A 16558-nucleotide genomic window follows, 5' to 3' on the forward strand; every position below is an offset into this window, starting at 1 on the left:
TTTTTTACAGCTTAATTAACAGCTGTAGTACATTTCAAACTCAACTGGGTGAGTTGTCATGTTAAGTTTTTCAACTTCTTTAGACTTAAGTTCGATGTAAGCATCGATTAAGTCATCAGTGAATACGCCACCTTGAGTTAAGAATTCACGGTCTGCGCTAAGTGCAGATAGTGCTTCGTCAAGTGATGCTGCAACAGTTGGAATTTCTGCTGCTTCTTCAGCTGGTAAGTCGTATAAATCTTTATCCATAGCATCGCCAGGATGGATCTTGTTTTTGATACCATCAAGGCCAGCCATAAGCATTGCTGAGAAAGCAAGGTATGGGTTAGCAGTTGGATCCGGGAAGCGTACTTCAATACGACGACCTTTTTCAGATGGAACTACTGGGATACGGATTGATGCAGAACGGTTACGTGCAGAGTATGCAAGCATAACGGGTGCTTCAAAACCTGGTACTAAACGTTTGTACGAGTTAGTAGACGCATTTGCGAAAGCGTTAATTGCTTTAGCATGCTTGATGATGCCGCCAATGTAGTAAAGTGCATCTTCAGAAAGACCGCCGTACTTATCGCCAGCAAAAAGGTTAACACCGTCTTTAGCTAAAGACTGGTGACAATGCATACCAGAACCGTTATCACCAACAACTGGCTTAGGCATAAACGTTGCTGTTTTACCGTATAAGTGAGCCATGTTATGGATAACATATTTCATTTCTTGAATTTCATCCGCTTTTAATACCATTGTATTAAAGCGAGTAGCGATTTCGTTTTGACCTGCTGTTGCTACTTCGTGGTGATGTGCTTCTACTACTTGGCCCATTTCTTCTAGAACTAGACACGTAGCTGAACGCCAATCTTGGAAGTCATCAACTGGAGCAACTGGGAAGTAACCGCCTTTAACACCTGGACGGTGACCAGTGTTGCCATCTGCATATTCTTTATCTGAGTTCCAAGCAGCTTGCTTAGAATCAATTTTGTACATAGAACCAGACATATCTGATTTGTATTTAACATCGTCAAATACGAAAAATTCTGGCTCAGGGCCAAATAAAACAGTGTCTGCAATGCCTGTAGAACGCATGTAATCTTCAGCACGCTTAGCAACAGAACGCGGGTCGCGCTCATAGCCTTGTAGTGTAGAAGGCTCTACTACGTCACAACGTAAAATTAATGTCGCTTCTTCAGTGAAAGGGTCTAGTTTGATTGACTCAGGAACTGGCATTAATACCATGTCTGATTCGTTTATGCCTTTCCAGCCTGCAATTGAAGAACCGTCGAACATTTTACCGTCTTCGAAAAAATCTTCATCAACTTGGTGATGAGGAATCGATACATGTTGTTCTTTACCCTTAGTGTCAGTAAAGCGTAAATCAATGAACTTGACGTCATTTTCTTTAATAAAATCTAAAACCGATTGTGACATGTGTCCTCCAACTATTGGGTTTTGTTATTGCTGCATAATTGCTTTGGTATTTACTAAGCTGATTTTGTGCCATTATTGTAACTGGCTGTTTATAAATTAAAAAAATATCATTGCATCAAAATGGAATATATAAACGCACCATATTGGTGCGTAAATATTCCATTTTAGTGCAAAATTTACAGAGCGTAATTTGTTGTTAATTTAATCAGCTGAAATTAGCATAACCTAAATGCAAAAGAGTAACAAAAAGATCGGAAAAATAGTCAAAAAGACTGTTTTTCAAAAAAACATTGAAATTTAATTCATATAATTGTCATATATAAAACAGATACTTAGTAAAAGTATTGAGAAAGTTTTAAAATATGTATTGGATAAACTTTCATCCATGTCATTAATGAGGGATAATATGCGCCCTTTTAAATCCTATGCTGGGACATCTCGCGAAAGCGTGGATGAGTGCGTAGATCTTGCAGGATCATTGAGAATTTAATTTCTCTGAGTAAATATATGAGCATCGAAAAGTTAAGAAATATAGCGATTATCGCGCACGTTGACCACGGTAAAACAACTCTGGTTGACAAACTACTTGAGCAATCAGGTACATTAGAAACACGCGGCGGTAACGAAGAGCGCGTGATGGACTCAAACGACATTGAGAAAGAACGTGGTATTACCATTTTGGCTAAAAACACAGCCATCTCTTGGAACGACTACCATATCAATATCGTAGATACTCCGGGACACGCCGATTTCGGTGGTGAAGTTGAACGCGTACTTTCGATGGCTGACTCAGTATTATTACTTGTTGATGCTCAAGAAGGTCCAATGCCACAAACGCGTTTCGTTACGCAAAAGGCATTCGCGCAAGGCTTAAAGCCAATCGTAGTTATCAATAAAATTGATAAGCCAGGTTCACGTCCTGATTGGGTTATGGATCAAATCTTTGATTTATTCGACAACCTTGGCGCAACTGACGAACAGTTAGACTTTAAAGTAATCTACGCTTCAGCTATCAACGGCTGGGCAACACTAGATTTAGACGAGCCATCAGACAACATGGAACCTATGTTCAAGATGATCGTTGACGAAGTATCACCACCGGATGCAGATCCTGAAGGTGACTTCCAAATGCAAATTTCTCAACTAGATTACAACTCTTATGTTGGTGTAGTTGGTATTGGTCGTATTAAACGTGGTTCTGTTGCTCCTAACCAACAAGTTACTATTATCAGTGCTGATGGCACTACACGTAATGGTAAAATTGGCGCAGTACAAAGCTACCTAGGTCTTGAACGTATCGAAACTGATAGAGCTTACGCTGGTAACATCGTAACTGTAACAGGTATTGGTGAGCTTAAGATTTCTGATACAGTTTGTTTCCCAGGAAACGTTGAAGCATTACCACCATTAAGTGTTGATGAGCCAACTGTAACAATGACATTCTCTGTAAATAACTCACCTTTCTGTGGTAAAGAAGGTAAGTTTGTAACGTCACGTAATATCCGTGAACGTTTAGACAAAGAATTAGTACACAACGTAGCACTTCGCGTTGAAGATACTGGTAGCCCAGATAGCTTCCGTGTTTCTGGTCGTGGTGAATTACACCTAGGTATCTTAATCGAAAACATGCGTCGTGAAGGTTACGAGCTTTCAGTTTCTCGTCCAGAAGTTATCTTACGTACTGTAGATGGCGTTCTAGAAGAACCGTTTGAAACAGTTACTATTGACTGTCAAGACGAGCATCAGGGTTCTGTTATGGAACAAGTTGGCCTACGTAAAGGTGAACTTACTAACATGACTCCAGATGGCAAAGGCCGTATGCGTTTAGATTTCATGATCCCTAGCCGTGGTTTAATTGGTTTCCAAACTGATTTCATGACGCTTACTTCGGGTTCTGGTCTTATGTACCATACGTTCGATCATTACGGTCCTCACAAAGGTGGCGACATCGGTGTTCGTAAGAACGGCGTAATGATTGCAAACGCAACTGGTAAAGCACTTACTAACGCATTATTCAACTTACAAGAACGCGGCCGTTTATTCATCGGTCACGGTGTTGAAGTATACGAAGGTATGGTTATCGGTATTCATAACCGTGATAACGACCTTACAGTTAACGCCCTTAAAGGCAAGCAGTTAACTAACGTACGTGCATCTGGTACTGATGAAGCGCAAACGCTTTCTCCACACCTTAACTACTCACTTGAGCAAGCGCTTGAGTTCATCGATGATGACGAGCTAGTTGAAGTAACTCCACTAAACATTCGTATTCGTAAGCGTTACCTTACAGAAAACGAACGTAAACGTGCAGGTCGTGGACCTAAGTCATAATCTATTAATTTAGAATAATGATTTTAAAAGCCGCTGTATTGCAAAATACAGCGGCTTTTTTGTGGATGAAAATAAGAGCTGTTAGCTATAGGTCGTCAGCTGACAGTATTTAGCTCAAAATTATATGACTACTATTTTGAGATGAAATTTCATAATATATTTACCTCTAAAAGCGCAGCGCCTCTTAACCTCTTTGTGAATAATTTACTTAAAGATTTTTTGCACAAGGAGAAGAGAATGAGAGAGCTGAAACAGACGATAATGTAAAGTATCAGTGTTTGTTGGTGGGCTTTTTTTCGCTGGGTTTCGCTTCGCTCAACCCAACATACGTGTTCAATTATTTTATTGGTAGTTACTTACTTTTTAGGGAGTAGGGTTATTTTGCCAAAGACGTCGGCATCTATAAAACCACGATTTCTGTCGCCATTTACTGGTTGTACTTCGTGTGAGCCTATAAAGTGCTCGCGCACGTCACTGCCATCGTTATCGCAATACGCTAACATAAAGCCTATTACTTGCTTTTCGCTAAGTGTAATTGGGGTGTTATTAGCTCCTTCTTTATAATCGTTAGGGTAGAGTTTTATTGCTACTTCCCAGGTAATGTTAAAAGGTGCGGTGGTGTTGCGCTTCCAGTTACTGACTAGGTGGTCGGTGTACAAATGGGCTTTTTTATCAGGGCCGTAATCGGCAGCTTGGTTATCAAGGCCAATGTGGTACGCCAAAGCGGTGTGATTAAATTGGTGATTACCGCCTGATGCATCGCTATCAATAAATACTTCAAGCGCATCGTCATCCCAATATTTATAGGTTGGATCGGCGTGTGTATCTATTAAAACGTCATCCACAATATCGGCTTGTAGGTATAAATAGTTTTGATCCCACAGTAAGCGATAACGCCCTTTAAAGTCGGCATCGTTTGCTGGCAGTGTGCCATCCATTAAATAAGGCATATCGTGCCAAGCGGCTTTATCCCACGCACTTTCTGATACGCCATCAATAGTAATTGGAGTTGATGTATGTTCAACATCAATAGCCATTGCTGGCGTGCTTAATAAAAAGCTTAAGGCGAGTGCTAATTTTTTCATTAATTTCTCAATTTTATTGTGTGCTTGTCTTAATGTAATAACAATCTTAAAACAGCTAAGTAAATAGTTACAGTGAAATACTTTCGCCTTCGTTTAAAATATACAGCGGTGTTTTAGCATCCATTTTTTTAACCATGTGTAATAAACGTAGCAAAGCAGAATGGCTAGTATGGTCGCCCATTTTCCAACTAGAGTTACCGTATCCCCAAGGTATCATTACTTTGCAGTTAAGTTCTTGTGCTGCGTTGAGCGCGTCTTCTGGTGTGGTGTGAACGTAGCGATAAAATTTACCACTTTCTTTACTGTAGTAAGATGCGATTGGTATTAAGCACACATCTATATCGCCATATTTTTGCTGTATGTCTTTAAAGTGTTTTGAGTAGCCCGTATCGCCTGCAAAAAATAAGGTACTGCCGTTTTGTTCAAGTAGCCAGCCATTCCATAAGTCTTTATTGTTATCTTCGTAAATAAAGGGCACCAATACACGAGCGCTAAAATGATGAGCTGGCACGGCGTTAATAACTAAGTCCTCAATGTTGGTTGTTGAGTACCACGGCATTTCGGTAATATTAAAACCACCGGTAGGGAAGTTGTCGGCCATCCCGAGTGGTGTTAAATAGCGAGGTTTATTGCCAATGCTTTGTATGTCGGCCTTATTAAAATGATCGTAATGAATATGTGAATACATTACCGCATCAATATTTTCCAGTTCTTGCTCACTAGGCCAAGCGCCGGCTTTACGATAAATACCACCGCCGAGTTTAAAGCCAAGTGCGACTGGAGAATCAAACTGATTTTTTACCGGATCAAACAGCACATTTTGACCATTTGGAGTGTTAATTACAAAACTAGCGTGGCCAAGCCAGCGTACGGTATAGCCGGTGCTAAGTTGTGGTTTAGTTTGCAGACCTTGGTATTGGCAGTTTTCGCTGCCGGTTTTGCATAGTAAGTCTGGGTGGGCTGGGTAGCAGTTTTCAGTGCAGGTAGTGGGATATGTTTTTTCACCTGTGTATAAATTTTTATAACGACCGTTCTTATCATTAATAACAACAACTGAGTCGGGGTTGGTAATACGGTTAATATTATTAGGTGCGGCGCAGGCAGTTAGTAAGCATAAAAGCGTTGTTGCGGTTAAAAAGCGTTTCATTGTAAATCCCTTTTAGCATTCCCTTTAACATAAAAAAGCCTGCAATTAAGCAGGCTTGTTAAAGTAACAAATGATTAGCCAGCGCTATTCATTTGTTCAATAAATTTGTTTGAATCGGCAATCGATTTGTTCATGTCGTTCATCAACAATTGAATATCGCGCTTAAGGTTAGTGAATTCACCTTTAATAGCCGATACCGCTTGTGCATTTAAGTTATGCTTTAAGTATAAAACGTTATCATGAAGCGAGGTTAATACTGGCTCCATTTTACTCTCTGCGCTGCGCATTGAGCGTAATAGCTGATCAAATTGACGCTTAGTCGCGGCTAGCTTTTTGCTGCTTTCACGCTTAAGTGATGCGCTTTTGTATTGCTCTAACTCATCGCCCCACTCATCAAATAGCGCTTCTGCCACGTCTTCTACTTTATTGATGTTAGTTGAGACTTCGTTAGCGGCATTTAAGCTCGACTCGTAATCATCGTTTAATTGATTGTAAGTGTCTTGTAGTTCGCCACCATTAAAATCAATTAGAGTAGTTAAGCGCTCTAGTGCCGATTTAAATTCTTCTTGTGACTCTTGCTGCGAGTCTTTGGTTTCTTCTACGCGATCAATAAGAATATCGCGTTTGTGAACACCCACTTTTTCCATCGCAGAATAATAAGCTGATTGGCAGCCAGTTAAAGTAAGTGTTACTACAAGCATTGAAACACTGAGTAATGTTTGTTTTTTCATTTGAATTCCTGTTTACGAGCGTTAGTGCTGTAAATTATGGCGCTGATTGTTATTATAATCAAAACTATATAAGCACAAGTCAATTGTATGAATGATAAGCTCTCACATTACAAACAGCAAGTTAAGTCCTTTATACGCCAGCAACCTGGTTGGTGGATGCAGTATTTTAATCGGTGTATAGACGATCAAATAACGGTTAATGCAGGTTACCTTGCTTACGTAACCCTTCTTTCTTTAGTGCCATTAATTGCGGTGGGTGTTGCTATATTTTCAGCTTTTCCGGGCTTTGAATCTACTCGCATGGAAATTGAGAGCTTTTTGTTTACCAACTTTGTCCCTACCTCTACCGATGTTATTAGAGAGCACATTAGCTCCTTTGCGGGCAATGCCAACCAAATGACGGCGGTAGGTATTGGCTTTTTAGCTGCAATTGCATTGCTGTTAATACGTAATGTAGATGCCACATTGAACCGAATTTGGCGAATTAAGAAAAAGCGCCCAATGATGATCTCATTTGCTGTGTACTGGATGGTTTTGAGCTTAGGACCTATGTTGCTCGGTGCCAGTATTGGTGTTACCTCTTATATTGTGTCGTTGGTGTCGTTTGCTGATCAGGGTATCCCGGGGTTTAGTGGTTTTCTATTGAAACTACTGCCTTATGGTATTTCGATGATTGGCTTTATTATGCTCTACACCTTAGTACCTAATACGCGTGTATCGTTTAGAGCGGCAATACCTGGCGCTTTTTTTGCGGCACTTTTATTTGAGCTGACCAAAAAAGGGTTTGCACTTTATATTAGTCATTTTCCGTCATACGAAGTTATTTACGGCGCAGTAGCAACTATTCCTATTTTGTTTGTATGGGTGTATTTGTCGTGGGTAGTTGTTTTGCTTGGCGCTGAATTTACTGCGTGCATTAGCCCAAATGATATTCCAGAAACACCAGAGCTTGAACTAGAAGATGATGAACCAGCAGTAAAGGACACAGTTTAAATGCAAGGTTTAATACAACGCGTAAAGCATGCCAAAGTAGAAATTAACAACCACGTGGTAGGCGAAATTAGCCAAGGTATATTGTTGTTGCTGGGCGTTGAAAAATACGACGATAAACAAACGGCCGATAAGCTTTTACACAAAGTAAGTAATTATCGTATTTTTACTGACGAAAACGACAAAATGAACTTAAGCCTTAAAGATATTAAAGGTGAGTTACTGGTGGTTTCGCAATTTACGCTAGCGGCTGATACTAAAAAGGGTATGCGCCCTAGTTTTTCATCTGCGGCAACACCAAGCCAAGCTAACGAGCTTTACGAATACTTTGTAGCTCAAGCTAAAGAGTTGGGGCTTACAATAGCCACAGGTGAGTTTGGTGCTGATATGCAAGTAAGCTTGTGTAACGATGGGCCCGTTACGTTTAACTTATCTGTTTAAGTTTTTGGTTACCACGACAATATGATTTACATAGCCCGTAATTTTCTGCGGGCTAACATTACAACCAAATACATCGAGTAATAGCTGCTGAAGTTGCTTTAATTGCGACTCATGCTGCGATAAAAAGTTAATAAATAGCACGCCGTTGTTATTTAAAGCCGAGTAGATTTTTTTATAAAATGCCTCTTCAAATAAAAATCGAGGCGCGTCTATTTGGCTAAATAAATCTAGAATAATCCAATCAATATTTTGCACACTTTTTAAAATCTGTTGCGCATCGGCGCACAGCAGTTGCTTATTCTTATTTGACGAAAAAAACTGGGTATAGCAATCAATAATATCGGCGTTTTTTTCAACCGATGTTATTTGTGCTTTAGGGTATTTGTGTTGTAAATAATTACGAATTGCACCGCCGCCAAGGCCGATTTCTAACACTTTTTGTGGCGGCTTAAGAGCTTGCCAGTGCTTATCTAGGTACAATAAATGTGGAAAAAGTAATAAATCCGGGTTATTTAAATCAATAACAGATTGAAGAGTGTCGTTAATAAGTAACCAGCGTAACTGCTCGTGCTCACGTACTTGAATGTGATCGCCACTGCATTTATGCCAATAGATTAACTGACCAATGCTGTGGCTATTTTCAATAAATTGATCGCTTAGCAAACCCGTCAGTGAATTTATATAATTGATTTTTTCAGTCATATTCTCAGCATAAACTAGCAACGTTAAAGCGCAATGGCCTTTGTCATTATTTTTTTACGTTATTTTACAGCCATCACCAAAGTCGTATTTGCAGTTTTTTTAAGATGGAGTATGGTATTTGCCATAATAATGCCAATCAATTTAATTATTTTATTTTTTTAGCTTGGTAGATAACCAATACTATTAGTATAGCGCCGTAGCCTTTTTTTGACTTTTATTTACGGCTTATATAACAACAGGAGTATGTATGTTTCAGGTAAGCACCCCACAAAGTAGCGAAGATTGGCAAGCGTATTACCAATTGCGTTGGCAGGTATTACGCGCGCCTTGGGGCGAGCCTCGTGGCTCTGAACAAGACGATATGGAACAAGACTCTGAGCACCGCTTTATAAAAAATAAAGAAGGCGAAGTACTAGGCGTAGCACGTTTGCACTTTAACAGTCATGAGCAAGCACAAGTGCGCTACATGGCAGTTGCAGAGGGGAACCGTAATCAGCATATTGGTAGTCGTTTGCTTCATGAGCTTGAAAAAATAGCATGGACACAAAATGCTGATGAACTGGTTTTATTTGCTCGCGAACGTGCGCTTGAGTTTTATAAACGCCACGGTTACGAACTAAAAGAAAAAGCACATTTAGCGTATGGCGATGTACAGCATTTTAAAATGATAAAGCAAAAACCGTCTGAGCCGGGCTGGTTCCGTCATCCAAATTGGACGCAAGTACTACAAAATACGTGGCGTGAGTCTATTCCAATTAGTGACGCGATGGGTATTAAGGTAGAAAGCTATACCGATTGGCAATTTACAACCAGCGCCGACCTAGACGCTAACTTAAACCTACATAACACCATGTTTGCAGGTTCTATTTATAGCTTGGCCACGCTAACAGGTTGGGGCGCTACGTACTTAGCACTTAAAGAAGCTGGGCTTGAAGGTAATATTGTATTAGCCGATGCTAACATTAAGTACTTAAAACCGCTTACTACTGACCCACGTGGCTGTGTTGACATACAAACCTGTAAGGGCAAGTTAAGCGATTTAGAAACCGATGGTAAAGCAAGTTACGTAGTGCCAGTAACTATTTACGATGGTGATAACGTGGTTGCCGAATTTGAAGGACAGTTTGTAGTAAAAAAATAACTGTTTAGCTGTTCAAAACACAAAAAAGCCAAGCGATGCTTGGCTTTTTTGTGCGTAAAACTTAGGGAAGTATCACAGCAGGTCGGTTAATAATATACCTACACCAATACGTTCTACATCCGCATTGTAATCAATTAAGCTTTCGCCATAACCGTTAAAGTATTGTGCATAACCACGAACGCGGCCCCATAAAGGAAACGACCAGTCGAGTTGAATTGCACCACGATTATCTGAATTTAAGTTGTTGCGTGTCATAAAGCTAAATTCATGGTCATGAAAACGATACGCGCCGCTAAATTCAAAGTAACCCATGTATTTGTATATGTCTGGGTTGTCATCGCCCTTAGCTTCTAAAATATCTTCTTTTTCGTCCTCAGCTATTCGGTACCAAGGTTTGAAGCTAAAAACAAAGCCTCTGTTTTCCCAGATAAAGTCTGCATAAATACGGTTCCACGAACGTGAGTTTGGTTGGCTTCGACCATTTGATTGATGCGAAATACCTAATGCGATTGCCATTTCGTCGCCCCATAATACGTTTTCTGGGTCGAGGTAATTTATCCAAAATATCTCTGGTTCGTAGTTAGTTTCACGAAATGGAGAAGAAATTTCTGAGTTATAAAGCTGCCAATATGATTGCAGTGTAAAGCCAAAAAATATGGCTTGGTCTTTATCCGAAAAATCATCGTAAAGAGGTACTTTTATCGATAGCTGGTATTTTGCTTCTAAGTTGTCGAGCGGTTCACCGTCGTTGTCGTCGGTTAGTGCGTCAAAGCCATCAAATGGGCGATCGTTTGGGTGTGATACGTACGAAAGCGGTAAAATATAGTTACGCTTATGTGGCGTAATTACATTTCTATTTTTTTTACCTACTTCTTCACGAGCTTGGCGTTTATCAAGCGCGGTAAGTTGTTTGTCTTCTTCAAGAGCTGAACACTTTTTACGAAGATCGTCTAATGTTTGTTTACCATCTCCGCCAATTACCTCATTTAAAATACACTGCTTTACAAGTTCGATGTCGTTGTCTTGCTCATTTGTAGCAACTTCTTCTTGTGCGAAGGTAGCTGTACTTATTAAGGCAGAAAGTGTGATCCAGTGGCGCCAGCTCATTGTAATTCCTTGTGGGTTCGGGTTGTGTTGTATGCGTTAATTTAATTATAACGTCTTTTTACATATGTAACGGTGAACTTTTACTGAATTTGTATTTATAACAACGTCTGTACGTATACAAAGTAAATATAGATCATAAAAAAAAGCGGCCTAGGCCGCTTTTTTAATGCACATTAACTATGTGCTCTCACGCAATGAGAAGGGTGAGCTAAAGCTCAAATATGTTAGTAAAAAACTTATAAAGTTCGGTGCCTTGGTTAACACTCGCCGAGGCAAAGTGCAAAATGGCAATTGCATCGCAATCTAGGGTGAGTGTTTGCAGTGGTTGCTCGCTTAAGTAGCGCTCCATTCGTAAAATATTAGCAATAGGCTCACCGGCTTTAATGTGTCCGCCAAGTGGGGCTATGTATTCAACCATGCCGCCAATGGGGGCGTAATAAGCAAAGTAGTCATCTAAATTACATGCATAGCGAGTGATATTAGCTGGCGTATGTGGTGCGTTTTGTAAAACACCTTTGTGATTTAAGTAACTTAAAATGCTGTTAGCATCGTTTAGTGCTTCTTTTAAGTCTATTTTTTCTTGGCTGCCTAGCTCTACAGTAAATGCTTCTACAGGTATTGATAATTCACGACCTTGCTCGCTAAGTGCATCACTCAAATGCCACCATGGGCAAAAGTTAGCTTCATCCATAGCACCGTCAAAATCACTAGGAATAAGCAATATATGCTCAATATTAAAGTAACGAGCGCTGTCGGTTGCATAATTTGGGCAGTACAAATGCTTGCTTGAAATAGGACCTGTGTGTAAATCGAGTACTATATCAGCCTGATGAGCAAGCTTTTGTAAGTTAAGCGCAATGCGTTTACCCGTATTAAGTAAATAAGCAGGGCCGTTAAGCTTGCTGTCTACCTCGTCAATAAGTGCCTGTTTGAAGTTACTTTTTAATGTAGCGTCGTCATACTGGGTATGATTTTGTGCAAACTGTGCCACTAAATTTTTATTGTAGTGATACATGCGATTCCAATTAGTGCCCGTAATCGGATCGAACCTGCCAAGGGTAAACTCGCCAGATTTTTGATTACAACCAATTGGGTTAGCATAAGGCACTAATGTAATATCGCCATTAAGATTAAGGTGTTTTAATTGCTCAAGTAGCTGAAAAATAACTGCGTTACCTTGCACTTCAGCGCCATGCATATTGGCCTGAACATAAACACTAGGCCCTGTGCCATCGCCTTTTAAACGATACACCGGAATTGTAAGCGGTAAGCCGTTTGCAACTTCCCCTACTACAATGTTCTCTTGGCTGATGTGTGTTGTATTACTCATGCTTATTACCTTAAGTAGTGGCTGGCATTTTCGGCTTGGCGAACACAGGTAAGTTCACCATTTTGCAATGTGTACTCGGCGGCGAGCTCGTGGCATAAAAAATACGGCATACTTTCGGTAAAGCCGTAAGCACCGCATTGGCTAAACACTAGCCAGTCGTGCTCATTTAAATCGCTTGGCAGGTTATGTTCACCCAAGCAATCAAGCGCTGTACAAAGTGGGCCGTATAAAGTGACCGCTTGAGTTTTAGCACTGGATTCACGCAGTAACGCAGCAGGAAAATCTTGGCTGGTAACAGCAGGGCGTAATAAGTGATTTATACCGCCGCTTAAAATGACTTGCTGTTGATTATAGTTTTGTTTGCGCTCTATTACTGGGTTTGCGTAATGACCACATTCGCCAACGGCATAACGACCAAGTTCCATCCATAATTCTTCTACGCCAGCATCATTTTTAATTTTAGCGAGCGCAGCTATTAAGTCATCCCAATCAAGCGTTGCTTCATTTTGTGTATAAGGAATACCTAAGCCGCCACCTAAATCGAGAATTTTAAGGCTAATATTTAAATCGCTGGCAAGTTGGCTAAGTGGTGCAATCATTTGTGACCACAATTCGCTTAGCTTTTGCGTGCTAAGCATGTTGCCCCACTGAAAAATATGTAAGCCGTCAAACTTAAGTGCAGGGTAGTCGGTTACATTGAGTGCTTGCCACTCATCACAACCTAAACCAAATGGCGTAAGGCTGTCGCCGCCCAGTGGGTTTTTTTCACCCTCAGGCCAGCGTAATTGCACTCGCAGTAATACTTGTAACTGCGTATTTTGTAGTTGCGCTTGTTGGTTTAACCAACGTACTTGATTGAGGCTTTCGGCTACGAATATACGCACGCCGCGCTCAATAAAGTGTTTAATTTGTTTAGGGCTTTTTGCAGGCCCTGTGTTGAGCACGCGCTGTGAGCTAATACCTTGTGCTAGCACTTGCTCAAGCTCACCTTTACTTGCTACGTCAAAATTAAAACCAGCGTTGTCTAAGCTTTGAATAATTTTAGACAGTGGATTTGCTTTTACCGCGTACCACAGTTTTACATCGGTTTGCGCAACTAAACGTGCAAGATGCGCGTTTAGTTGATCTAGGTCGTAAACAAAAAAAGGTGTATCAAGTTGTTGTGTAATTGTATTTACAGCGGTTTTGATAGGCGTGCTCAAAAAGCTCATTATCGTAAAACCTCTTCAAGTAATAATGATGCATCGCTTTTTTCGTCGCGGTATTTAACTATTAACGCACACGACATGCTTAGGCCTTGCTCGCGCGCCCACTCGTTTGAAGCAGGGCGAGAGCCCGGTATTACAATGGCATATTCTGGGATTGGCTCGCCTTTATCAAGTTGGCGCTCGTTTACGCAGTCGTATACCGGAATAGTTGCTGATAAACGCACGCCTGGGGCAAGTACTGCGCCTTTTTTAATAACTACACCTTCAACAATAATACAGCCAGCGCCAATAAAGGCGTCGTCTTCTACAACTACTGGGCTTGCACCAATTGGCTCAAGTACACCACCAAGCTGCACTGCAGCACTTAAATGTACGTTTTTACCTACTTGTGCACACGAGCCAACTAATGCGTGGCTATCTACCATTGTGCCTTCGTCGATGTATGCACCAATGTTTACATACGCTGGTGGCATAATAATCGTGCCTTTAGCAACATAAGCACCACGGCGAACACTAGAGCCACCCGGCACCATACGTACGCCATCGTCAGTACTAAATTCTTGCGGAGCTAAGTTATGTTTATCAACAAAACCACCTGCAAACTCAGTATTAGTGCCATTTTTGAAGGCATCCAAAATGCCTTGTTTTACTTCTACGTTAGCTTGCCATTGGCCGCTTTCGTTTTGTGATGCTGCGCGTACTGCGCCCGATTCTAAATTATTTAATAGTTCTAACCAGCTCATTATAAAAACCTGTATTTAATGCCAAGATAAAATGGTGTTGTTTGCAGTTGTGATGCAATCGGTTTGAGTTAACTCAAGGTGTGTTAAAGGTGGACGAAGTTGCGGGCTGCTTAAGCGACCTTGCAAATGCATCAATACCTTTACGGGAATAGGGTTTGCGACAGCAAATAGGCTACTAATAGCGCTTGACCACTGGGCAAATAAATTAGGGTGTTGACCACTTAAGCTGCGTTTAACAAACTCATGAGTTTGTGCGGGCCATGCATTTGCAGCTACCGACACCAAACCTTTTGCGCCAGCTTGGGCAAAATAAGGCATCAGCGCATCGTCGCCACTAAAAATAGCTAAATTAGGCGCAGCTTGGCGATAAGCTTCAAACTGAGCAATGCTGCCGCTCGCTTCTTTTAACGCCCATAAATTTTTATTATTTTGTAAGTTTTGAATTGTTGCCGTTGGAATGCTAACAGCACTTCGACCCGGTACGTTATAAAGCATACACGGGTGAACACTTGCATTAAGTAGGCTTTCAAACCAATGAGTTTGACCTATAGCGCCGGGCTTTGCATAAAGCGGTGAGCCAAGTAAAAAGCTATGAATTGGGAGTGTATTACAGTAGTTAACCCACTCAATTTGTTGCTTTAAGTTACTACCGCCCACAGCAACCATGAGTGGTACTGCTGGTTTTAGCTGGCATACGTGTTCAACAATGGCTTGTTGCTCTTTTAGCGTTAGTGCTAAACCTTCGCCCGTACTGCCAAGTAGTAAAATACCGTTATGTGCTGCTTCTTGATCGCTAACCAGTTTAGTTAACGTGTTGTAGTCAACATCGCCGTGTTGATCAAACGGCGTAACGAGCGCGGTCCACAATGAGTAGTCGTTTAAATTGAAGTTGTTGATCATCTCTCACGAACTTATAATTTGTACCAATTTTATTAAAAACGCGATCATTTTAGCGATAACTAATTTAATGCAATTGGTATTATTCGAAGAGTTAAAAAGCTTTATGGAAGGAGCCGCATTAACGTCGTTCGAACTAATAATTCGAAGAGCGAATGGGCTTAAAATAATAGGGCGCACGGCCTTAATATTTAAGACCAGAAGCTCTCCACCAAACTAATAAGCTGCTTTTATAAGCAGCTATTGGTGACAGTCGCTAGGGTTCAACCTAGTCGCCCGAAATAAACACCTCGCAAAAGTGATTACTTCTCGGCGTTAATTCCCCTCACGTATGCTCACTGGAGTTTGCGCTCCTAACATACGCTACCTGAATAACGCACCTCTTCTAGCCCTTTACACCTGTTTGTAGAGTAAAAACTTACAAACCTGTGCAATTTAAATAGGGTAATTACGGCGATTAAAGCATTTTAGCCGTCTAGGTGTCAAGCGACTAAATGCATATTCATTCATCCATAATGGGAGTGGTTACGTATTGGGTGCTTTTCTCGTACACTAGCAATATAAGTAGTGAGGTATTTAATTAGTATGGAAAAATTTAGCGATATTTATAAGCGAGCGGTAGAGCGAAAAGGCTCCGAAAAAATGCTTAAGTTATTACTTGCAAAACCGCTATCTAAAAAACAACTAAGCACGTTAAGTGACGACGATTGGCTTGAGGAATTTACTCGAAAAGTATTTCAAAGCGGCTTTTATTGGTCAGTCATTAATAATAAGTGGCCAGGCTTTAGAGAGGTTTTTTGGGATTTTAGCGTTGATAAGTTATTAATGATGCCACCTGATATGCTGGAACAAAAAGCAACGGATGAGCGAATTGTTCGTAACTATAAAAAAGTAAAAACAATTACCGAAAATGCTTACATGATCCACGAAATAGCAGGGGAACATGGCAGTTTTAGTCAGTTCATCGCTAATTGGCCAACAGACGATATTATTGGTTTATGGGCGTATTTAAAAAAACATGGTTCGCGTTTAGGCGGAAATACAGGACCTTATGCGCTACGAGCACTTGGTAAAGATACTTTTTTACTATCACGCGATGTAGAGAATTACTTACGTGCTCATAAAATTATAGACGGCGGCTTACAAACTAAAAAATCACTGAGTGCAGCCCAAGCTTTTTTTAATAAAATGCAAAAGCAAAGCGGCTTAAGTATGCAAGAGTTAAGTTTAATTGTTGCTTATGGCGTTGGTGACAACCGTGTTGGTATAAGCCAGCAATAATA

At 40.7% G+C, this 16558-nt stretch carries 15 protein-coding genes and 1 riboswitch; of the genes, 5 read left to right on the forward strand and 10 right to left on the reverse strand.

The window, feature by feature from the left end; all coding sequences use genetic code 11:
* Positions 1-15: 15 nt before the first annotated feature.
* Positions 16-1422, reverse strand: coding sequence for a glutamate--ammonia ligase (gene glnA, locus PARC_RS00825; RefSeq protein ID WP_010554792.1), 1407 nt, complete (start codon positions 1420-1422; stop codon positions 16-18).
* 507 nt (positions 1423-1929) lie between these two features.
* On the opposite strand from glnA, the gene typA reads away from it, so the two are divergent.
* On the forward strand, positions 1930-3753 hold the full coding sequence (gene typA / locus PARC_RS00830; RefSeq protein WP_010554793.1) for a translational GTPase TypA: 1824 nt from the start codon (positions 1930-1932) through the stop codon (positions 3751-3753).
* A 356-nt stretch (positions 3754-4109) separates the two neighbouring features.
* Here typA and PARC_RS00835 read toward each other — a convergent pair whose 3' ends face one another.
* From PARC_RS00835 to PARC_RS00845, 3 genes are all read right to left on the reverse strand, one after another.
* Positions 4110-4838 (reverse strand): CBM9 family sugar-binding protein, encoded by a 729-nt coding sequence (locus tag PARC_RS00835; protein WP_010554794.1) that lies wholly within the window; start codon positions 4836-4838, stop codon positions 4110-4112.
* A gap of 67 nt (positions 4839-4905) precedes the next feature.
* On the reverse strand, positions 4906-5985 hold the full coding sequence (locus PARC_RS00840) for an MBL fold metallo-hydrolase (protein ID WP_010554795.1): 1080 nt from the start codon (positions 5983-5985) through the stop codon (positions 4906-4908).
* A gap of 74 nt (positions 5986-6059) precedes the next feature.
* Positions 6060-6716, reverse strand: a complete 657-nt coding sequence (locus tag PARC_RS00845) for a DUF2959 domain-containing protein (protein WP_010554796.1) — start codon at positions 6714-6716, stop codon at positions 6060-6062.
* An 87-nt stretch (positions 6717-6803) separates the two neighbouring features.
* Between PARC_RS00845 and PARC_RS00850 the strand changes: the two genes are divergently transcribed.
* Complete coding sequence (locus PARC_RS00850; RefSeq protein WP_010554797.1) at positions 6804-7709, forward strand: virulence factor BrkB family protein; 906 nt, start codon at positions 6804-6806, stop codon at positions 7707-7709.
* Positions 7710-8147, forward strand: coding sequence for a D-aminoacyl-tRNA deacylase (gene dtd / locus PARC_RS00855; protein WP_010554798.1), 438 nt, complete (start codon positions 7710-7712; stop codon positions 8145-8147).
* Here dtd and PARC_RS00860 read toward each other — a convergent pair.
* Positions 8136-8849, reverse strand: a complete 714-nt coding sequence (locus PARC_RS00860; RefSeq protein WP_010554799.1) for a spermidine synthase — start codon at positions 8847-8849, stop codon at positions 8136-8138. The genes dtd and PARC_RS00860 overlap by 12 nt on opposite strands.
* Positions 8850-9096: 247 nt before the next feature.
* Between PARC_RS00860 and PARC_RS00865 the strand changes: the two genes are divergently transcribed.
* On the forward strand, positions 9097-9990 hold the full coding sequence (locus PARC_RS00865; protein WP_010554800.1) for a bifunctional GNAT family N-acetyltransferase/hotdog fold thioesterase: 894 nt from the start codon (positions 9097-9099) through the stop codon (positions 9988-9990).
* 72 nt (positions 9991-10062) lie between these two features.
* On the opposite strand, the gene PARC_RS00870 is transcribed toward PARC_RS00865, so the two are convergent.
* The 5 genes from PARC_RS00870 to dapA all read right to left on the reverse strand — a co-directional run bounded on the left by PARC_RS00870 (position 10063) and on the right by dapA (position 15278).
* Complete coding sequence (locus PARC_RS00870; RefSeq protein WP_010554801.1) at positions 10063-11097, reverse strand: phospholipase A; 1035 nt, start codon at positions 11095-11097, stop codon at positions 10063-10065.
* A 208-nt stretch (positions 11098-11305) separates the two neighbouring features.
* On the reverse strand, positions 11306-12427 hold the full coding sequence (locus PARC_RS00875; RefSeq protein ID WP_010554802.1) for a succinylglutamate desuccinylase/aspartoacylase family protein: 1122 nt from the start codon (positions 12425-12427) through the stop codon (positions 11306-11308).
* A 5-nt stretch (positions 12428-12432) separates the two neighbouring features.
* Positions 12433-13638 (reverse strand): PLP-dependent decarboxylase, encoded by a 1206-nt coding sequence (locus PARC_RS00880; protein ID WP_010554803.1) that lies wholly within the window; start codon positions 13636-13638, stop codon positions 12433-12435.
* Positions 13638-14378, reverse strand: coding sequence for a 2,3,4,5-tetrahydropyridine-2,6-dicarboxylate N-succinyltransferase (locus PARC_RS00885; RefSeq protein ID WP_007376223.1), 741 nt, complete (start codon positions 14376-14378; stop codon positions 13638-13640). The genes PARC_RS00880 and PARC_RS00885 overlap by 1 nt, the downstream gene beginning before the upstream one ends.
* A gap of 15 nt (positions 14379-14393) precedes the next feature.
* Positions 14394-15278, reverse strand: a complete 885-nt coding sequence (gene dapA / locus PARC_RS00890; RefSeq protein WP_010554804.1) for a 4-hydroxy-tetrahydrodipicolinate synthase — start codon at positions 15276-15278, stop codon at positions 14394-14396.
* Between the two features lie 190 nt (positions 15279-15468).
* Positions 15469-15668, reverse strand: a riboswitch (Lysine riboswitch).
* Between the two features lie 192 nt (positions 15669-15860).
* On the opposite strand from dapA, the gene PARC_RS00895 reads away from it, so the two are divergent.
* Entirely contained in the window at positions 15861-16556 is a 696-nt protein-coding gene (locus PARC_RS00895) for a DNA-3-methyladenine glycosylase I (RefSeq protein ID WP_010554805.1), read from the forward strand.
* Positions 16557-16558: the final 2 nt, after the last annotated feature.

It is taken from the genome of Pseudoalteromonas arctica A 37-1-2 (assembly GCF_000238395.3).
GTDB classification, from domain to species: Bacteria; Pseudomonadota; Gammaproteobacteria; order Enterobacterales; family Alteromonadaceae; genus Pseudoalteromonas; species Pseudoalteromonas arctica.

Excerpts from the sequence above, each read along its gene's own strand:
- PARC_RS00860 (WP_010554799.1), bottom strand. The coding sequence starts at position 8,849 with ATGACTGAAAAAATCAATTATATAAATTCACTGACGGGTTTGCTAAGC.
- glnA (WP_010554792.1), bottom strand. The coding sequence starts at position 1,422 with ATGTCACAATCGGTTTTAGATTTTATTAAAGAAAATGACGTCAAGTTC.
- PARC_RS00880 (WP_010554803.1), bottom strand. The coding sequence starts at position 13,638 with ATGAGCTTTTTGAGCACGCCTATCAAAACCGCTGTAAATACAATTACA.
- dapA (WP_010554804.1), bottom strand. The coding sequence starts at position 15,278 with ATGATCAACAACTTCAATTTAAACGACTACTCATTGTGGACCGCGCTC.
- dtd (WP_010554798.1), top strand. The coding sequence starts at position 7,710 with ATGCAAGGTTTAATACAACGCGTAAAGCATGCCAAAGTAGAAATTAAC.
- PARC_RS00865 (WP_010554800.1), top strand. The coding sequence starts at position 9,097 with ATGTTTCAGGTAAGCACCCCACAAAGTAGCGAAGATTGGCAAGCGTAT.
- PARC_RS00885 (WP_007376223.1), bottom strand. The coding sequence starts at position 14,378 with ATGAGCTGGTTAGAACTATTAAATAATTTAGAATCGGGCGCAGTACGC.
- PARC_RS00845 (WP_010554796.1), bottom strand. The coding sequence starts at position 6,716 with ATGAAAAAACAAACATTACTCAGTGTTTCAATGCTTGTAGTAACACTT.
- typA (WP_010554793.1), top strand. The coding sequence starts at position 1,930 with ATGAGCATCGAAAAGTTAAGAAATATAGCGATTATCGCGCACGTTGAC.
- PARC_RS00835 (WP_010554794.1), bottom strand. The coding sequence starts at position 4,838 with ATGAAAAAATTAGCACTCGCCTTAAGCTTTTTATTAAGCACGCCAGCA.
- PARC_RS00875 (WP_010554802.1), bottom strand. The coding sequence starts at position 12,427 with ATGAGTAATACAACACACATCAGCCAAGAGAACATTGTAGTAGGGGAA.
- PARC_RS00870 (WP_010554801.1), bottom strand. The coding sequence starts at position 11,097 with ATGAGCTGGCGCCACTGGATCACACTTTCTGCCTTAATAAGTACAGCT.
- PARC_RS00840 (WP_010554795.1), bottom strand. The coding sequence starts at position 5,985 with ATGAAACGCTTTTTAACCGCAACAACGCTTTTATGCTTACTAACTGCC.
- PARC_RS00850 (WP_010554797.1), top strand. The coding sequence starts at position 6,804 with ATGAATGATAAGCTCTCACATTACAAACAGCAAGTTAAGTCCTTTATA.
- PARC_RS00895 (WP_010554805.1), top strand. The coding sequence starts at position 15,861 with ATGGAAAAATTTAGCGATATTTATAAGCGAGCGGTAGAGCGAAAAGGC.